Consider the following 15,583-nt stretch of genomic DNA (forward strand, 5'->3'; position numbering starts at 1 on the left):
CAGATGCTCCAGATCCTACGCGAGCGCGCGCACCGACTCGTCCCACAGCCGGGAGGCGGCCTCGGGGTCGAGCGCGTACGCGGCGACCCCGGTGCGGTGGCCGGGACGGTGCAGCTCGGCCTCGGCGCAGTCCTCGAAGTAGCGCCCGGACACGCCCTCGACCAGCGGCGACCCGGCGAGCAGCGCCGAGGTCGCGGCGCCCTGGGCGACGGTCTTCCAGCGCAGGGCCGGGCCGGGGCCGTTCGCCGAGCCCCGGCGGTCGAGGTCGGCCGCGGTGAGGTGGCGCTGCAGGTTCGTGCGGATCCCGCCGGGCATCAGCGCGTTGGCGGTGATCCCGTCGTCGGCCCAGCGGCGGGTGGCCTCCACCGCGAACAGCACGTTGGCGGTCTTCGACTGCCCGTACGCCGTCCACGGGTCGTAGGGCCTGCCCAGGTAGTGCACGTCGTCGAACACGACCGGCGAGCGCAGGTGCGCGCTCGAGCTGACCGAGACGATGCGGGCGTCCCCGGCCGCGGCCATCGCCAGGTGCAGGCCCGTGGCCAGGGCGAAGTGGCCGAGATGGTTGGTCGCGAACTGCAGCTCCCAGCCCTCGCGCGTGCGCGTCTGCGGCGCGGCCATGACGCCGGCGTTGTTCACGAGCACGTGCAGCGGCCCGTCCCAGAGGCGGACGAAGGAGGCGATCGAGGCGCGGTCGGTCAGGTCGAGCGACGCGACGGACACGTGGTCGTTGCCGGTGGTCGCGACGATGTCCGACGCCGTGCGGACGCCCGCGTCGACGTCGCGGACGGCCAGGGTGACCTCGGCGCCGGCGCCCGCCAGCGCGCGGGCGGTCTCGACGCCGATGCCGGAGGCGCCGCCGGTCACGATGGCGCGACGGCCGGTCAGGTCGACGTCGGCGAGGACCTCGGCCGCGGTGGAGGTGGCGGTGAATCCGGTTCTGACACGGGATGCGGTGGTCATGTCCCGTTCCTCTCGTGGCCGGTAGCCTGGTAGCGGAGGAACCTCCGTTACGAGTCGTACAAGCGGAGGGTCCTCCGCTTCATTCCGAGAGGGAGATGTGACGCCGGACACAGGCACGCGGCCGATGCGGGCCGACGCGCGCCGCAACCGCGACCGCCTGGTCACCGCGGCCGTGCGCGCGTTCTCCGACGGGCGCCCCGACGTCACGCTGGAGGCCGTGGCCCGTGACGCGGGCGTCGGCATCGGCACTCTGTACCGGCACTTCCCCACCCGCGAGGCCCTGGTCGAGGCGGCCTACCGCACCGAGCTCGCCCGGCTCTGCGACGCCGCGGGCGAGCTGCTGGCCGACCGGCCGCCCGAGCGCGCGCTGCGGTCGTGGATGGACCGGTTCGTCGCCTACGCCACCGCCAAGCGCGGCATGGCCGACGCGCTGCGCGCCCTCGTCGCGTCGGGCGGGAACCCGTTCGCCGAGACCCGCGGGCGGCTGCTCGCGGCGGTCGCGTCACTGCTCGAGGCCGGCGCGCGCGCCGGCACGGTCCGCGACGACGTCGAGGCCGACGACGTGCTCGCGAGCCTGTCGGGCGTCTCGCTCGCCGCGCACGACGCCGCGCAGGCCGGCCGGATGCTCGACCTGCTGGCGCACGGGCTGCTCACCTGCCGGCCGTGTTGAGCGCGCGCAAACGCCCGAACTCCTCCGCCATCGCCTGCACCGACCAGTGCGCGTTGAGGCCGCTGGGGTTGGGCAGCACCCACACGCGCGTGCCGTCCCAGCTGCCCTCCTGCGGGCCGACGACGGCGTCGCGGGCGCCGAACGCGGTGCGGTAGGCCGTGATCCCGACGACCGCGAGCCAGCGCGGCCGGTGCTGCGCCACGAGGGTCCGCAGGCGCAGGCCGCCAGCGACGACCTCGTCGTCGGTGAGCTCGTCGGCGCGGGCCGAGGCGCGGGCGACCATGTTCGTGATGCCCAGGCCCAGCCCCGCCAGCTCCCCCTGCTCCTCGGGCCGCAGCTGCCGCGGGGTGAACCCGGACCGGTGCAGCACGGGCCAGAACCGGTTGCCCGGGCGGGCGAAGTGGTGCCCGGTGACCGCGGAGACCAGGCCGGGGTTGATGCCGCAGAACAGCACGCGCAGCGGCGGGTCGCCCGGCCCGGGGAGGACGTCGGGGATGGTCCGGGTGCGGGCGGCCTCCAGCTCGGCGCGGGTCCAGCTCACGTCCGCCGTCCCGAGACCGCCAGGCCGCGGGCGTCCGCGCTGACCCGGACGTCGGTGAAGCCGTGCCGCTCCAGGCCCGAGGTGACCGCCCCGGTCACCCGCGCGGGATCCTGCGGCCCCGCCCCGTAGCAGACGTGCAGGGCGCCGCCGGGGCGCAGCGCGCGGGCCGGCACCGCGAGCTCCGGGGCGGGCGAGCGCGTCCAGAAGAGGTTGACCTCGACCGCGAACACCGCGTCGAGCGACGCGTCGGGCAGGTCCAGCTCGTCCACCGAGGCCTGCCGCACCTCCAGGCGCCCGGCCCGCACGTGGTCGGCGCCGCGGTCCAGGGTGCGGCGCACCGCCGTGGCGGAGCGGTCGACCGCCAGCAGGTGCCCGTCGACGAGCCGCTCGCACACCAGGACGGCGGCGACGCCCGGGCCGCAGCCGATCTCCAGGACGCGGTCGGCGGGCTGCGGGTCGAGGACCTCCAGGGCCAGCCGGACACGATCGGGCACGCGCACGCCCCCACCTTGCCCGACGGTGCAGGATGGCGGGCGTGGACCTGCCCGTGATGCCCCCGGTCAAGCCGATGCTGGCCAAGCCCGTGGCCGCTGTGCCGCAGGGCCAGCTCTACGAGCCCAAGTGGGACGGCTTCCGGTCGATCATCTTCCGCGACGGCGACGAGGTCGAGATCGGCAGCCGCAACGAGAAGCCGATGACGCGGTACTTCCCCGAGGTCGTCGAGGCCGTGAAGGCCAACTTCCCGGACCGCGCGGTGGTCGACGGCGAGATCGTCGTGCTCGACCGGGAGCACAACACGCTCGACTTCGAGGTCCTGCAGCACCGGATCCACCCGGCCGCGAGCCGCGTGACGATGCTGTCGGAGACCACCCCGGCCAGCTTCGTCGCCTTCGACCTGCTGGCCCTGGGCGACGACGACCTCACCGGCCTGCCGTTCGAGGAGCGCCGCGCGGCGCTGGAGCGTGCGCTCGCCGACGCGCGCCCGCCCGTGCACGTCACGCCGCTGACGTCCGACCACGCGCTCGCGGAGCAGTGGTTCGAGCAGTTCGAGGGCGCCGGGCTCGACGGCCTCATCGCGAAGAAGCCCGACCAGACCTACCAGCCCGACAAGCGCGTGATGGCCAAGATCAAGCACGAGCGCACGGCCGACTGCGTGGTGGCGGGCTACCGCGTGCACAAGTCCGGGCCCGACGTCGTCGGCTCGCTCATGCTCGGGCTCTACCAGGACAACGGGCACCTCGCGAGCGTCGGCGTGATCGGGGCGTTCCCGATGGCGCGGCGCCGGGAGCTGTTCGCAGAGCTGCAGGAGCTGGTCACGACGTTCGACGACCACCCGTGGGCGTGGGCGAAGCAGGAGGAGGGCGAGCGCACCCCGCGCAAGGCCGAGGCCAGCCGCTGGAACAGCGGCAAGGACCTGTCGTTCGTGCCGCTGCGCCCGGAGCGGGTCGTCGAGGTGCGCTACGACTACATGGAGGGCGTGCGGTTCCGGCACACCGCGCAGTTCGTGCGCTGGCGCCCCGACCGGCAGCCGGAGTCGTGCACCTACGCGCAGCTGGAGCAGGCCGTCGACTTCGACCTGGCCGAGGTGCTCGGGCTCCCCCGCTGACCGGTTCCCCCGTTTGACCGATTAGGGCACCCTTCCTACGCTGCCGCGGTGGAACCCCGACGACCCGCAGTCCGACGATCTCCTGGGCCGCCCGACCCGGACGACCCGCGGCCGCTGCGGCTGCGCCGGCTGACCGACCTGCTGACGCCCACGGCCGTCCGCCTCGCCGTGTCCCTCGGCGTGCCCGACGTGCTGGCCGCCGGCCCCCGCACGGCCGACGCGATCGCCGCCTGCTGCGGCACCGACCCGCGCGCCACGCTCGGCCTGCTGCGCCGCCTGGTCGTGTGCGACGTGCTCGAGGAGGTCCGGCCGCGGGTGTTCGCGCTCGGCGAGCTGGGCGAGCCCCTGCTCGACGACCACCTGCGCGCGTTCCTCGACCTCGACGGCGCCGCCGGGCACCTGGACCGCGCCTGGGCCGGGCTCGGGCACGCCGTCCGCACCGGCACCGCGGCCTACCCGCAGGTGTTCGGGCGCGGCTTCTGGGACCACCTCGCCGCCGACCCCGCGCTCGCCGCCTCCTTCGACTCCTACATGGACCAGTGGGCTGCGGTGTGGGTGCCCGCCGTCGCGCCCGGCCTGGCCGCGCGGGCGGCGCGCTCGGTGGTCGACGTCGGCGGCGGCACCGGCGGCCTGCTGGCCGCGGTCCTGGAGCAGGACCCGACGCTGTTCGGCACGCTGGTCGAGCAGGAGGCGTCGGCGGAGCGGGCGCGGGAGCGGTTCACCGGGGCCGGGCTGGACGAGCGCACGTCGGTCGTCGAGGGCAGCTTCTTCGACGCCCTGCCGCCCGGCGAGCCGCTCTACGTGCTGGCCCAGGTGGTGCACGACTGGCCCGACGACGCCGCGGTCGCGATCCTGCGCCGCTGCGCCGAGGCGCTGCCCGCGGGCGGTCGCGTCCTGCTGGTGGAGCGCGTGCCCGACCCCGACCGCCCCAGCCGCGACGACGTCGTCATGGACCTGCGGATGCTCGTCGTGTTCGGCGCCCGCGAGCGCACCCGCACCGAGTTCGCCGAGCTGGCCCGCAGGGCCGGCCTGGTCCTCACCTCGGTCGAGGAGGCCGCGCACGGCCTGTCGTTCGTGGAGCTGCGGCGGGAGGGCTGATCAGGGGGCGTCGGCGAACCGCTCCAACGCCTCGCGCATGAGCCGCCCGGACTCCGCGCTGCCCAGGTGCCCGGCGTCCTCGACGACGTGCAGCGCGGCACCCGGCCAGGCCTGCGCCAGCTCCCACGCGGTGACCAGCGGGCCGCCGAGGTCGAGGCGGCCGTGCACCAGCACGCCCGGGATCCCGCCCAGCGCCGCGGCCCCGCGGATCAACGCGCCCTCCTCGAGGAAGGCGCCGCGGGAGAAGTAGTGGGCGCAGAGCCGGGTCAGCGCGAGCAGCTCGCGCGGCGGGCGCACCGCGTAGACCGCCCGGCCGCCGGGCTCGGGCGACAGCACCGCGTCCTCCCACGTGGCCCAGGCCAGCGCGGCGCGCTCGCGCACGCCCGCGTCGGGGTCGGCGAGCAGGCGGTCGTAGCCGCCGAGCAGGTCGGGGTCGTCGTGGTGGGCGCGGAACGCCTCCCACTCCCGGGGCAGGAACCGGCCGACGCCGCGGTAGAGCCAGTCGATCTCGCTGCGCCGGGTCGTCGTCACGGCCACCAGCAGCACCGCCCGCACCCGCTCCGGGTGGGCCTGCGCGTAGGCCAGCGCGAGCGTCGAGCCCCAGGAGCCGCCGACGACCACCCAGCGGTCGACGCCGAGGTGCTCGCGCAGCCGCTCGACGTCGGCGACGAGGTGGGCGGTGGTGTTCGCCGCCAGCGAGGTGGCCGGGTCGGACGCGTGCGGGGTGCTGCCGCCGCAGCCGCGCTGGTCGAACTGCACGATCCGGTAGCGGTCCGGGTCGAACGACCGGTGCATGCCGGTGGGCGCACCCGAGCCGGGGCCGCCGTGCAGGACGACGGCGGGCGTGCCGTCGGGGTTCCCGCGGACGTCCCAGCGCAGGCGCTGGCCGTCGCCGACGTCGAGCATCCCGCCGTCGTGGGGGGCCAGGGGCGGGCGCGTCACGCCCCGGTGGCGGCCAGCTGCCCGCAGGCGGCGGCGATCTCGCGGCCGCGGGTGTCGCGCACCGTGCACGCCACCCCGGCCGCCTGGACGCGCCGGACGAACTCGTCCTGCACCGGGCGCGGCGAGGCGTCCCACTCGCTGCCCGGCGTCGGGTTGAGCGGGATGAGGTTGACGTGCACGCGGTGCTTGCCGATGCGCTGCGCCAGCTTCTTGCCGAGCAGGTCGGCGCGCCACGCGTGGTCGTTGACGTCGCGGATCAGCGCGTACTCGATCGACACCCGCCGCCCCGTGGTCGTGGCGTAGCGGCGCGCGGCGTCGAGGACCTCGTCGACCTTCCACCGGTTGTTGACCGGCACGAGCGTGTCGCGCAGCTCGTCGTCGGGGGTGTGCAGGGACACGGCGAGCGTGACGGGCAGCCCCTCGGCGGCCAGCTTGTCGATCGCCGGCACCAGCCCCACCGTGGAGACGGTGACGCCGCGCGCGGAGATCCCCAGGCCGTCGGGCGCGGGCGAGGTGATCCGCCGCACCGCGGCGACCACGCGCTTGTAGTTGGCCAGCGGCTCGCCCATGCCCATGAACACGACGTTGGACAGCCGCGCGGGGGTGCCGAGCGCGCCGTCGCGGGCGGCCGCGGCGGCCTGGCGGACCTGCTCGACGATCTCGCCCGTCGACATGTTGCGCTCCAGCCCGCCCTGGCCGGTGGCGCAGAACGGGCACGCCATCCCGCAGCCGGCCTGGCTCGACACGCACACGGTGGCGCGGTCGGGGTAGCCCATCAGCACCGACTCGGCGCGCGTGCCGTCGTGGCCCTTCCACAGCGTCTTGCGCGTGGTGCCGTCGTCGCAGGCCTGCTCCAGCACCGGGGTGACCAGCTGCGGCAGCAGGGGGCGCAGCGCGTCGCGGGCGGCGGCCGGCAGGTCGGTCATCTGCTCGACGTCGGCGGTGAACCGGCCGAAGTAGTGCCGGGCGAGCTGGTCGGCGCGGAAGCCGGGCAGCCCGAGCTCGCCCACCGCGGCACGGCGCTCGGCGGGGTCGAGGTCGGCGAGGTGACGGGGCGGCAGCGCACGGCGGGGCGCATCGAAGACGAGCGGGAGGGAGGTCATGACGCCCTCCAGTGTGCCAGGTGCCGGGAGGTGCCTACCGGTAGCGTGCGCCACTCAGCTGCACCACCAGCCCGGACCGGTACGCCGACGCCGCCCACAGCAGCACCCCGGCGCCGAGCCCGACGAGCCCGCGCGGGTAGAGCTGGCCCACCGAGTTCAGCGCCAGGAAGGCGCCGAGCGCGGCGAGCAGCATGAGCAGCGCCCCGAGGACGAGGTAGGTGCGGTCGCCCAGCAGCGACGACGCCGGCAGCAGCAGCGCGCCGACCACCCCGAACCCGAGCGGCACCGCCAGCTCGCCGTACGGGGTGAACCCGAGCCCGGCCGAGCCGGCGACGATCACGACCAGCCCGATCACCGCCAGCCGCAGCAGCCGGCGGCTGCGCCAGTGCTCCATCGGGCGCGCCGCGGCCTCGCGGCTGCCCATGACCACCAGCCACACCGTCACCGCGATCCCGGCGGCCAGCACGACCGTGCCGGTGCCCGCGTCCAGTGCCGAGCTGCCCACCAACCACCCGGCGCCGCCACCCAGTGCGAGCACCGCGGCGGCGGAGAGCGTGACCGTCCTCGCCATGCTCCTCACGGTAGCGCTACGCCCGGGTGTGCCAGGCTCGGGCCGAACGCTCCCCCACCACCGCCGCCTGGAGTACCTCCGTGCCCGACGCCCAGATCGACCGCCGCACCGTCGTGATCGGCGCCGCCGCGCTGACCGCGGGCCTGACCGTCGCCGGCTGCGCCGCCGGGGCCGGCTCCGCGCCCGCCGCGAGCGGACCGCTCGCCGCCGCCGACGTCCCCGTCGGCGGCGCCACGATCTTCGCCGACCGGGCCGTCGTCGTCACCCAGGCCACCGCGGGCAGCTTCGCGGCGTTCTCGACGGTCTGCCCGCACCAGGGCTGCAACGTCAACGCCGTCGAGGGCGCGGAGATCGTCTGCCCGTGCCACGACAGCCGGTTCGACCTCACCGGCGCCGTCCTGACCGGCCCCGCGGAGAGCGGCCTGGCCGCCGTGCCCGTCACGGTGTCGGGCAGCGAGCTCACGCTCGACTGAGCCGGCCCGTCGCGCCGCGGCGGCGCACGTGCAGCCGGTAGGCCACCGGCACGGTGAGGCCGGGAGTGGCCGCGATCGCCCGGTCGGCCACGGCGCGGGAGAACTCGATGCGCAGCACCTCCTCCAGCGTCGCGCGGTCCTCGAACGTCCAGCGGGTGGCGATGCGGCGCAGCGAGAACCCGCGGCGCACGAAGAACCGCTCGGCGCGCACCGGGTCGTAGTGCGGGATGTCGGCGCGCATCCAGTCGCCGTAGGGCGCCTGCGTGGCGTCGAGGTCGACGATCGCGAGCGCGCCGCCCGGGCGCAGCACGCGCTCGGCCTCCTCGATGCCGGGCTCGCAGCCGGGCCCGAAGAAGTAGGCGGTGCGGGCGTGCACCAGGTCGGCGGACGCGTCGGGCAGCGGCAGCGCGGCAGCGCCGCCCCGGACCACCGGCAGGCCGCGCTCCCGCGCCCGTCGCACGAGCGGCGGGTGCGGCTCCACCCCCACCACCGAGGCGGCCTCGCGGGCGAAGTGCGGCAGGTGGAAGCCGTCGCCGCAGCCGACGTCGACGACGTCCGCCCCGGCCCACGGGGCCTCCTCGCGCAGTGCGTCCCAGATCGCCCCGTCGACGTCCTGGGCGCGGTTCTCCCGCTCGTAGACCTCCGGCCAGTTCCAGAGGTTGGGGCTCGGGATGGTGCCGCCGGTCATGCGGGGACGAGCACGGTGAGCAGCAGCCACGCGACGACGGCCGTCGGGAGCAGCGAGTCGAGGCGGTCCATCATGCCGCCGTGACCGGGCAGCAGGTTGCCCATGTCCTTGATGCCGAGGTCGCGCTTGACCATCGACTCGACGAGGTCGCCCAGCGTCGCCGACACCACGAGCAGCGACCCGGTGAGCACCCCGGCCAGCCACGGCCCGTCGAGCAGCAGGTGCACGCACAGCGCGCCTGTCGCCATGCCCGCGATCTGCGAGCCCGCGAAGCCCTCCCAGGACTTCTTCGGGCTGATCGTGGGCGCCATCGGGTGGCGGCCGAACAGCACGCCCGCCGCGTAGCCGCCGACGTCGGAGGCGACGACGGGGAGCATGAACGTGAGCACGCGCCCGAGCCCGTCGGGCGCGACCGTCATGAGGACGGCGAAACCGCAGCACAGCGGCACGTAGGCGGCGGTGAAGACGGTGGCGGTGACGTCGCGGACGTAGTGCGACGCGCCCCCGCGCATCCGCCAGAGCAGCGTGGCCACCATCGTCAGCGCGAACGAGCCGGCGAGGCCCGCGGTGCCGAACGGCCAGGCCAGCCAGATCGTCGCCTGCCCGCCCACCAGCACCACCGGCAGCGGCACCTCGATCCCCGCCCCGCGGCGCAGCGCGCCGGCGAGCTCCCAGGTGGCGATGGCCGCGGACACCGCGAGCACCGGCACGAAGAACTGCCGCACGAACAGCAGCGACGACAGGATGATCGCGCCCATCGAGACGCCGACCACGACCGCCGCGACCAGGTTGCGCCCCAGCCGCGCCGACTTCAGCTGCCGCGGCGCCGCGGCCTGCCCGGGCGTCAACGGGGGCCCGGCCGGAGTGAAAGGCAGGTCACGGGAGGCGGAGGTCGACACGGGCTCAGACTTCGAGGAGCTCGGTTTCCTTGTGCTTCACCAGGTCGTCGATCTGGTGGACGTACTTGTCGACCGTGGTCTGGAGCTCCTTCTCGGCGCGGGCGACCTCGTCCTCGCCGGCCTCCCCGTCCTTGACGATGCGGCCGAGCTCCTCCATGGCCTTGCGGCGGACGCTGCGGATCGTGACCCGGGCGTCCTCGCCCTTGCCGCGCGCGACCTTCACCATCTCGCGGCGCCGCTCCTCCGACAGCTGCGGGATGACGCACCGGATGATCTGGCCGTCGTTGCCCGGGTTGAGCCCCAGGTCGGACTCGCGGATGGCCTTCTCCAGCGCCTTGAGCGAGCTCGCGTCGTACGGCTTGATGATCACCATGCGGGCCTCGGGGATGCTGATGGAGGCCAGCTGGTTGATGGGGGTCATGGCGCCGTAGTACTCGACCATGACCCGGGAGAACATGTTGGGCGTCGCGCGGCCGGTGCGCACCGAGGCGAGGTCGTCCTTGGCGACGGAGACGGCCTTCTCCATCTTCTCCTCGGCGTCGAAGAGCGTCTCGTCGATCACGACGTACCTACCTTTCCCCTGGCGTACTGACCAGCGTGCCGATCCTCTCACCCCGCACCGCGCGGGCGATGTTGCCCTCGACGAGCAGGTTGAACACGATGATCGGCATCCTGTTGTCCATGCAGAGGCTGAACGCGGTGGCGTCGGCGACCTTGAGACCCTGCTCCAGGACCTCGCGGTGCGTGATCTCCTCGTACAGCTTCGCGCCCGGGTCGGTCTTGGGGTCGGCGGTGAACACACCGTCGACGCCCTTGGCCAGCAGGAGCGCCTCCGCGCCGATCTCGAGTGCCCGTTGGGCACCCGCGGTGTCGGTGGAGAAGTAGGGCATACCCACTCCTGCGCCGAAGATGACGACCCGGCCCTTCTCGAGGTGCCGGATCGCGCGGCGCGGGATGTAGGCCTCCGCCACCTGGCCCATCGTGATGGCCGTCTGCACTCGGGTGTCGATGTGGTGCTCGCGCTCCAGGAAGTCCTGCAGCGCGAGGCAGTTCATGACGGTGCCGAGCATGCCCATGTAGTCGGCCCGGGAGCGCTCCATGCCCCGGTCCTGCAGCTCGGCGCCGCGGAAGAAGTTGCCGCCGCCGATGACGACCGCCACCTGCGCGCCGGAGGAGACGACCTCAGCGATCTGGCGGGCGACGGTCTCGACGACCTCCGGGTCGACACCGACGGCACCACCGCCGAACATCTCCCCGCCGAGCTTGAGCAGCACGCGGCGGAATCCGGGGCGGGGGTCGGTGTCGACTCCGGGTTCGGTCATCAGGCCTGGCCGACCTCGAAGCGCGCGAACGTCTTCACGGTGACGCCGGCCTCGTCGAGCAGGGCCTTCACGGTCTTCTTGGGCTCCTGCACGGACGGCTGCTCGAGGAGCACGACGTCCTTGTAGTAGCCGTTGATGCGGCCGTCGACGATGCGGGCGAGCACCTGCTCGGGCTTGCCCTCCTCGCGGGCGGTGGCCTCGGCGATGCGACGCTCGTTCTCGATCACGTCGGCCGGGACCTCGTCGCGGGTAGTGTAGCTCGGGCGGGCCGCGGCGATGTGCATCGCGACGCCCTTGACCGCGTCCTCGTCGCCACCGTCGTAGGAGACCAGCGCGCCGATGGCCGGCGGCAGGTCCGACGCGCGGCGGTGCAGGTACAGCGCGACCGGGCCGTCGACGTGGATGTAGCGCTTGAGCTCGAGCTTCTCGCCGATGCGCGCCGACAGCGCGAGCACGGCGTCCTCGACGGTGCCGTCGTCGAGCTTCGTGGCCTTGAGCGCCTCGAGGTCGGCGGGCTTCTCGGCCACCGCGACCGCGAGGACGGAGTCGGCGAGCTTCTGGAAGTCGTCGCTCTTGGCGACGAAGTCGGTCTCGCAGTTCAGCTGGACCATCGTGCCGCCCTCGGCGACGACGAGCCCGTTGGCCGTCTCGCGCCCGGCGCGCTTGTCGATGTCCTTCGCGCCCTTGATGCGGAGCAGCTCGACGGACTTGTCGAAGTCGCCGTCGGAGTCCTCCAGCGCGCGCTTGCAGTCCATCATCCCGGACCCGGTGAGGTCGCGGAGCTTCTTCACGTCGGCGGCGGTGTAGTTCGCCATGGTGGTGTCTCTTCGTCCTTCAGTCGGTGGGACCGGCACCGCCCCGGGCCTGTGGGGCCCGGGGCGGTGAGGAGGTCAGCTGGCGGTCTGGGTGCCGTTGCTGGTGGTGGCCGGAGCGGGCTCGGCGGCCGGGTTCGGCGCCTCGGCGGGCGCCGCGGAGGCCGTCAGGCTCGCGCCGTCGGAGCCGGCGCCGCTGGTGAGCAGCTCCTGCTCCCACTCGGCCAGCGGCTCCTCGGCCGCGGCCTTCTCCTCGCCGCCGTCGCCACCGCGGGCGCGCTGCGAGCGCTGCATGAGGCCGTCGGCCGCCGCCTGCGCCACGACCTTCGTCAGCAGCGCCGCGGAGCGGATCGCGTCGTCGTTGCCCGGGATCGGGAAGTCGACCTCGTCCGGGTCGCAGTTCGTGTCCAGGATGGAGACGACCGGGATGCCCAGCTTGCGAGCCTCGCCGACGGCGATGTGCTCCTTCTTGGTGTCCACGATCCAGACCGCGCTCGGGACCTTGGTCATGTCCCGGATGCCGCCCAGGGTCTTCTCGAGCTTGGTCTTCTCGCGGGTGAGCATGAGGATCTCCTTCTTGGTGCGACCCTCGAAGCCCCCCGTCTGCTCCATCGTCTCGAGCTCCTTCATCCGCTGAAGGCGCTTGTGGACGGTCTGGAAGTTGGTGAGCATGCCACCCAGCCAGCGCTGGTTGACGTACGGCATGTTGACGCGGCCCGCCTCGTCGGCGATGGCCTCCTGCGCCTGCTTCTTCGTGCCGACGAACATGATCGTGCCGCCGTGCGCGACGGTCTCGCGCACGAACTCGTAGGCCCGGTCGATGTAGGACAGCGTCTGCTGCAGGTCGATGATGTAGATGCCGTTGCGCTCGGTGAGGATGTAGCGCTTCATCTTCGGGTTCCAGCGACGGGTCTGGTGCCCGAAGTGCACGCCGCTGTCGAGCAGCTGCTTCATGGTGACGACGGCCATGGCCTGCGTTCACCTCTCGGTCAGGCGCGGCCGCTCGGCGACCACGCACGCGGTTGTGCGGAGCGCCGGTTCGGCGGTACCGCCCTGGCGTCGCGTCGGCGTCCGGACCCGCCGGTGTGACCACCTGCGGGACCGCCCGGCCGCCGATCCCCCGAGGGGATGCGCGAACGCGCGAAGTCACCCCGGAGAACCGGGGTGCAGGTCGAGTGTACGCCGGGGCCCGCACCCCCCTCACGCGGAGGCCCGGGGTTGTCCACATGCCCCCTCGCCCGTCCCCAGCCTGCGGGTTCGTCCCGCCGGGGAGGGGTGCGCGGGGCAGGCTCGGGGGGTGGAGCGACGGGGGCGGCGGGGTCAGCGGGACGCCATGGTCATCCCGTGGTCTGCGCACAGCCCTGGTGTGCCGTTCGCGGTGCGGTGGTGGGGCGGCAGGGTGGTGGTCGCCGTCCTGGTCGCGGGTGCCCTCGTCGTGCCCGCCGTCGTTCCTGCGGCCGACGTGGTCGTCCCTCGCGCCACCGCCACCGCCGCCGCGGCCACGGCCGGAGCCGCGCCCACCCCTCCGCCGCCTCCGGCACCGGCCCCGACCACGGGGTCTTCTGCCACCGGGCCACCTCCTCCTCCCCCGCTCGCGGCGCCACCACCTCCTCCTCCGCCGCTTGCCGCCCCACCACCTCCTCCTCCCCCGCTCGCCGGGGTGCCGGCGCCGGGTGCGCGGTACGCATGGCCGCTGCTGCCCGTGCCGCAGGTGCGCAGGCCGTTCCGGGCGCCCGAGCACGCCTACGGCCCGGGGCACCGGGGCGTCGACCTCGCCGGCGTCCCGGGGCAGGCCGTGCTCGCCGCGCGGGGCGGGACGGTGGTGTTCGCGGGGCCGGTGGGCGGGCGGTCGCTCGTGTCCGTGCAGCACGACGACGGCCTGCGCACCACCTACGAGCCGGTGGCGCCGGCCGTCACCGCGGGCACCGTCGTCGCGGCCGGCGCCGTGCTCGGGGTCCTCGAGCCGGGCCACCCGGGCTGCCCCGACTGCCTGCACTGGGGCGTGCGCCGCGACCGCACCGAGTACCTCGACCCGCTCGTGCTCCTGCGCCCGCCGCGGGTCCGGCTGCTGCCGGTGCCCGTGCCGTGGCCGGGATGAGCGGGGTCAGCCCGCGGCGAGCTCCTCGAGCCGGCCCCGCAGCCGTCCGACCAGCCGCGTGTGCAGCTGGCACACCCGCGACTCGGTGACGCCCAGGTGCCGCCCGATCTCGGCCAGCGTCCGGTTCTCCAGGTAGTACATCTGCACGACCAGCCGGTCGCGCTCCCCGAGCTGCGCCACCGCGATCGACAGCTGCCGCGAGGTCTCGCGCGCCTGGATGACGGCCATCGGGTCCGGCGCGTCGTCGTCGGCGAGGAGCTCCGACAGCCCGCCCGCGCCGTCGTCGAGGGCGTCGATGCTCACCAGCGCCACGTGCTTGCCGACGCTGCGCAGGTCGCGCGGCGCGACACCCAGCTCGGCGGCGAGCTCGTGGTCGGACGCCGCGCGCCGCAGCCGCGACTCCAGCCGCTCCTGCGCGCGTTCCAGCTCCCGGGCCCGCCCGCGGATCGTGCGCGGCACCCAGTCCTGGGCGCGCAGCTCGTCGAGGATGGCGCCGCGGATGCGCTGGGCCGCGTAGCTCTCGAAGCGGGGGCAGCGCTGCGGGTCGAAGCGCTCGACGGCGTCGATCAGGCCGAAGACCCCGGACTGGACCAGGTCGCCGATGTCGACGTAGGTCGGCAGCCCGGCCGCCGTGCGGTGCGCGACCGCGCGGACGAGCGGCGTGTAGTGGACGAGCAGTCGATCACGCACCGGGCGTGTCGGCTCGGTCAGGTAGGCGTCCCAGAGCTGCTCGACGGGCGTCCGGTCGGCGACCGGAACGGGCCCGACCGGCGCCACGGGAGCCGGTGCCGGCTCGAGCGGGCCCTGCTCGCGACGGTTCAGTGCGGTGACGATGGCCCCGGCGAACGCCTTGAGCTGCACCGATCCGTCCAGGACCGCGCTATGCCCTGGGGTGTGCCTGCTCATGTACCACCTTCAGCCGTTCGACGGTCACGTGTGTGTAGAGCTGAGTGGTTGCTAGCTTAGCGTGACCGAGCAACTCCTGTACGTAACGAAGGTCCGCGCCGCCCTGCAACATGTGGGTGGCGGCGGCGTGCCGGAGACCGTGCGGCCCGGTGTCCGGGGCGCCCGGCACGGCGGCCACCGCGGCGTGCACGACCTCCCGCACGATCCGCGGGTCCATCCGCCCGCCGCGCGCCCCGAGGAGCAGTGCGGGCGGGGAGGAGCTGCGGGCCAGCGCCGGCCGCCCGTCGTCGAGCCAGCGGCGCAGGGCCCGGGCGGCGGGGACACCGTAGACGACCGTCCGCTCGCGGTCGCCCTTGCCGAGCACCCGCAGCGCGCGGCGCTCCTGGTCGACGTCGTCGACGTCCAGTCCGCACAGCTCCCCCACCCGCACGCCGGTGGCGTAGAGCAGCTCGACGACGGCCAGGTCCCGCAGGGCCACCGGCTCCCCCTCCGCGGCCCCCGACACCGCCGCGGCGAACAGCGACTCCGTCTCCGCGGTGTCGAGCACGTCGGGCAGCGGCGACCGCGGCCGCGGCGACACCAGCAGCGCCCCCGGGTCGCTCCCGAGTCGTCCCGTGCGGTGCGCCCAGGCGGTGAAGGTGCGGGCCGCCGCGGCCCGGCGCGCCAGCGTCGAGCGCCCCAGCCCGGCCGCGTGCCCCTCGGCCAGCCAGCGCCGCAGCAGGGGCAGGTCGAGCCCGGCCAGGGTGTCGAGGCGGGACAGCAGCCCGTCGAGGTCGCCCCGGTAGGCCCGGACGGTGTGCGCCGACCGCCCCTTCTCCAGCGCCAGGTGCCGCACGAACCCCTCCAGCGCCTCCCCCACCTCGGGGGCGACCGGCCGGGTGGGGCCGTCCGGCC

Annotated in this window: 19 protein-coding genes; 5 read left to right on the plus strand and 14 right to left on the minus strand. The window is 74.7% G+C overall.

The genetic code is table 11. From position 1 onward, the window contains the following. Positions 1-15 precede the first annotated feature (15 nt). Positions 16-960: an SDR family NAD(P)-dependent oxidoreductase gene (locus tag HOP40_RS34005; RefSeq protein ID WP_172167338.1), complete on the minus strand. Its 945-nt coding sequence runs from the start codon at positions 958-960 to the stop codon at positions 16-18. Positions 961-1,057: 97 nt separating this feature from the next. Here HOP40_RS34005 and HOP40_RS34010 point away from each other — a divergent pair, with 97 nt between their 5' ends. Further along, positions 1,058-1,630, plus strand: coding sequence for a TetR/AcrR family transcriptional regulator (locus tag HOP40_RS34010; protein ID WP_338053044.1), 573 nt, complete (start codon positions 1,058-1,060; stop codon positions 1,628-1,630). Here the strand turns inward: HOP40_RS34010 and mug are convergent. Together mug and HOP40_RS34020 are read right to left on the minus strand one after the other, a co-directional pair. Next, positions 1,611-2,171, minus strand: a complete 561-nt coding sequence (mug, locus tag HOP40_RS34015) for a G/U mismatch-specific DNA glycosylase (RefSeq protein ID WP_172167341.1) — start codon at positions 2,169-2,171, stop codon at positions 1,611-1,613. The genes HOP40_RS34010 and mug overlap by 20 nt on opposite strands. Continuing rightward, positions 2,168-2,665 (minus strand): class I SAM-dependent methyltransferase, encoded by a 498-nt coding sequence (locus tag HOP40_RS34020; RefSeq protein WP_172167343.1) that lies wholly within the window; start codon positions 2,663-2,665, stop codon positions 2,168-2,170. Before HOP40_RS34020 ends, mug begins: the two co-directional genes overlap by 4 nt. Positions 2,666-2,706: 41 nt before the next feature. Here HOP40_RS34020 and HOP40_RS34025 point away from each other — a divergent pair, with 41 nt between their 5' ends. Continuing rightward, positions 2,707-3,777, plus strand: coding sequence for an ATP-dependent DNA ligase (locus HOP40_RS34025; RefSeq protein WP_172167345.1), 1,071 nt, complete (start codon positions 2,707-2,709; stop codon positions 3,775-3,777). Between the two features lie 48 nt (positions 3,778-3,825). Beyond that, positions 3,826-4,875: a methyltransferase gene (locus tag HOP40_RS34030; protein WP_172167347.1), complete on the plus strand. Its 1,050-nt coding sequence runs from the start codon at positions 3,826-3,828 to the stop codon at positions 4,873-4,875. On the opposite strand, the gene pip is transcribed toward HOP40_RS34030, so the two are convergent. Genes pip through HOP40_RS34045 form a run of 3 tightly spaced genes read right to left on the minus strand, consistent with a single transcriptional unit; the run spans position 4,876 to position 7,491 of the window. After that, on the minus strand, positions 4,876-5,817 hold the full coding sequence (pip, locus tag HOP40_RS34035) for a prolyl aminopeptidase (protein ID WP_275691327.1): 942 nt from the start codon (positions 5,815-5,817) through the stop codon (positions 4,876-4,878). Next, a complete protein-coding gene (gene rlmN, locus HOP40_RS34040) occupies positions 5,814-6,920 on the minus strand; it encodes a dual-specificity RNA methyltransferase RlmN (protein ID WP_172167349.1) in 1,107 nt (368 codons plus the stop codon). Before rlmN ends, pip begins: the two co-directional genes overlap by 4 nt. 34 nt (positions 6,921-6,954) lie before the next feature. Beyond that, positions 6,955-7,491, minus strand: a complete 537-nt coding sequence (locus HOP40_RS34045; protein ID WP_172167351.1) for a hypothetical protein — start codon at positions 7,489-7,491, stop codon at positions 6,955-6,957. 80 nt (positions 7,492-7,571) lie between these two features. On the opposite strand from HOP40_RS34045, the gene HOP40_RS34050 reads away from it, so the two are divergent. Continuing rightward, entirely contained in the window at positions 7,572-7,964 is a 393-nt protein-coding gene (locus tag HOP40_RS34050) for a Rieske (2Fe-2S) protein (protein WP_205347026.1), read from the plus strand. Here HOP40_RS34050 and HOP40_RS34055 read toward each other — a convergent pair. The 6 genes from HOP40_RS34055 to rpsB all read right to left on the minus strand — a co-directional run bounded on the left by HOP40_RS34055 (position 7,951) and on the right by rpsB (position 12,654). Then, positions 7,951-8,652: a class I SAM-dependent methyltransferase gene (locus HOP40_RS34055; protein WP_172167354.1), complete on the minus strand. Its 702-nt coding sequence runs from the start codon at positions 8,650-8,652 to the stop codon at positions 7,951-7,953. The two genes, HOP40_RS34050 and HOP40_RS34055, sit on opposite strands and share 14 nt — an antisense overlap. Next, the gene (locus HOP40_RS34060) at positions 8,649-9,500 is read right to left on the minus strand and encodes a phosphatidate cytidylyltransferase (RefSeq protein ID WP_240157422.1); all 852 of its coding nucleotides are present in this window, start codon (positions 9,498-9,500) and stop codon (positions 8,649-8,651) included. The genes HOP40_RS34055 and HOP40_RS34060 overlap by 4 nt, the downstream gene beginning before the upstream one ends. A gap of 55 nt (positions 9,501-9,555) precedes the next feature. After that, positions 9,556-10,113, minus strand: a complete 558-nt coding sequence (gene frr, locus HOP40_RS34065) for a ribosome recycling factor (RefSeq protein WP_172167358.1) — start codon at positions 10,111-10,113, stop codon at positions 9,556-9,558. A 7-nt stretch (positions 10,114-10,120) separates the two neighbouring features. Next, positions 10,121-10,873 carry a UMP kinase gene (gene pyrH / locus HOP40_RS34070; protein WP_172167360.1) on the minus strand — a complete coding sequence of 251 codons (753 nt, stop codon included), beginning with the start codon at positions 10,871-10,873 and terminating at the stop codon, positions 10,121-10,123. Then, positions 10,873-11,688 carry a translation elongation factor Ts gene (gene tsf, locus HOP40_RS34075; RefSeq protein ID WP_172167362.1) on the minus strand — a complete coding sequence of 272 codons (816 nt, stop codon included), beginning with the start codon at positions 11,686-11,688 and terminating at the stop codon, positions 10,873-10,875. The genes pyrH and tsf overlap by 1 nt, the downstream gene beginning before the upstream one ends. Before the next feature lie 75 nt (positions 11,689-11,763). Then, positions 11,764-12,654 carry a 30S ribosomal protein S2 gene (gene rpsB / locus HOP40_RS34080; protein ID WP_172167365.1) on the minus strand — a complete coding sequence of 297 codons (891 nt, stop codon included), beginning with the start codon at positions 12,652-12,654 and terminating at the stop codon, positions 11,764-11,766. A 691-nt stretch (positions 12,655-13,345) separates the two neighbouring features. On the opposite strand from rpsB, the gene HOP40_RS36270 reads away from it, so the two are divergent. Further along, positions 13,346-13,783, plus strand: coding sequence for a murein hydrolase activator EnvC family protein (locus HOP40_RS36270; protein ID WP_240157423.1), 438 nt, complete (start codon positions 13,346-13,348; stop codon positions 13,781-13,783). 6 nt (positions 13,784-13,789) lie between these two features. Here HOP40_RS36270 and HOP40_RS34090 read toward each other — a convergent pair whose 3' ends face one another. Together HOP40_RS34090 and HOP40_RS34095 are read right to left on the minus strand one after the other, a co-directional pair. Then, positions 13,790-14,644: a FliA/WhiG family RNA polymerase sigma factor gene (locus HOP40_RS34090; RefSeq protein ID WP_240157424.1), complete on the minus strand. Its 855-nt coding sequence runs from the start codon at positions 14,642-14,644 to the stop codon at positions 13,790-13,792. A 19-nt stretch (positions 14,645-14,663) separates the two neighbouring features. Then, positions 14,664-15,548: a tyrosine-type recombinase/integrase gene (locus HOP40_RS34095; protein WP_172169759.1), complete on the minus strand. Its 885-nt coding sequence runs from the start codon at positions 15,546-15,548 to the stop codon at positions 14,664-14,666. Between the last annotated feature and the right edge of the window lie 35 nt (positions 15,549-15,583).

Source organism: Pseudonocardia broussonetiae (assembly GCF_013155125.1).
Lineage (GTDB): Bacteria > Actinomycetota > Actinomycetes > Mycobacteriales > Pseudonocardiaceae > Pseudonocardia > Pseudonocardia broussonetiae.

Excerpts from the sequence above, each read along its gene's own strand:
- HOP40_RS34005 (WP_172167338.1), bottom strand. The coding sequence starts at position 960 with ATGACCACCGCATCCCGTGTCAGAACCGGATTCACCGCCACCTCCACC.
- rlmN (WP_172167349.1), bottom strand. The coding sequence starts at position 6,920 with ATGACCTCCCTCCCGCTCGTCTTCGATGCGCCCCGCCGTGCGCTGCCG.
- HOP40_RS34045 (WP_172167351.1), bottom strand. The coding sequence starts at position 7,491 with ATGGCGAGGACGGTCACGCTCTCCGCCGCCGCGGTGCTCGCACTGGGT.
- HOP40_RS34055 (WP_172167354.1), bottom strand. The coding sequence starts at position 8,652 with ATGACCGGCGGCACCATCCCGAGCCCCAACCTCTGGAACTGGCCGGAG.
- pyrH (WP_172167360.1), bottom strand. The coding sequence starts at position 10,873 with ATGACCGAACCCGGAGTCGACACCGACCCCCGCCCCGGATTCCGCCGC.
- tsf (WP_172167362.1), bottom strand. The coding sequence starts at position 11,688 with ATGGCGAACTACACCGCCGCCGACGTGAAGAAGCTCCGCGACCTCACC.
- rpsB (WP_172167365.1), bottom strand. The coding sequence starts at position 12,654 with ATGGCCGTCGTCACCATGAAGCAGCTGCTCGACAGCGGCGTGCACTTC.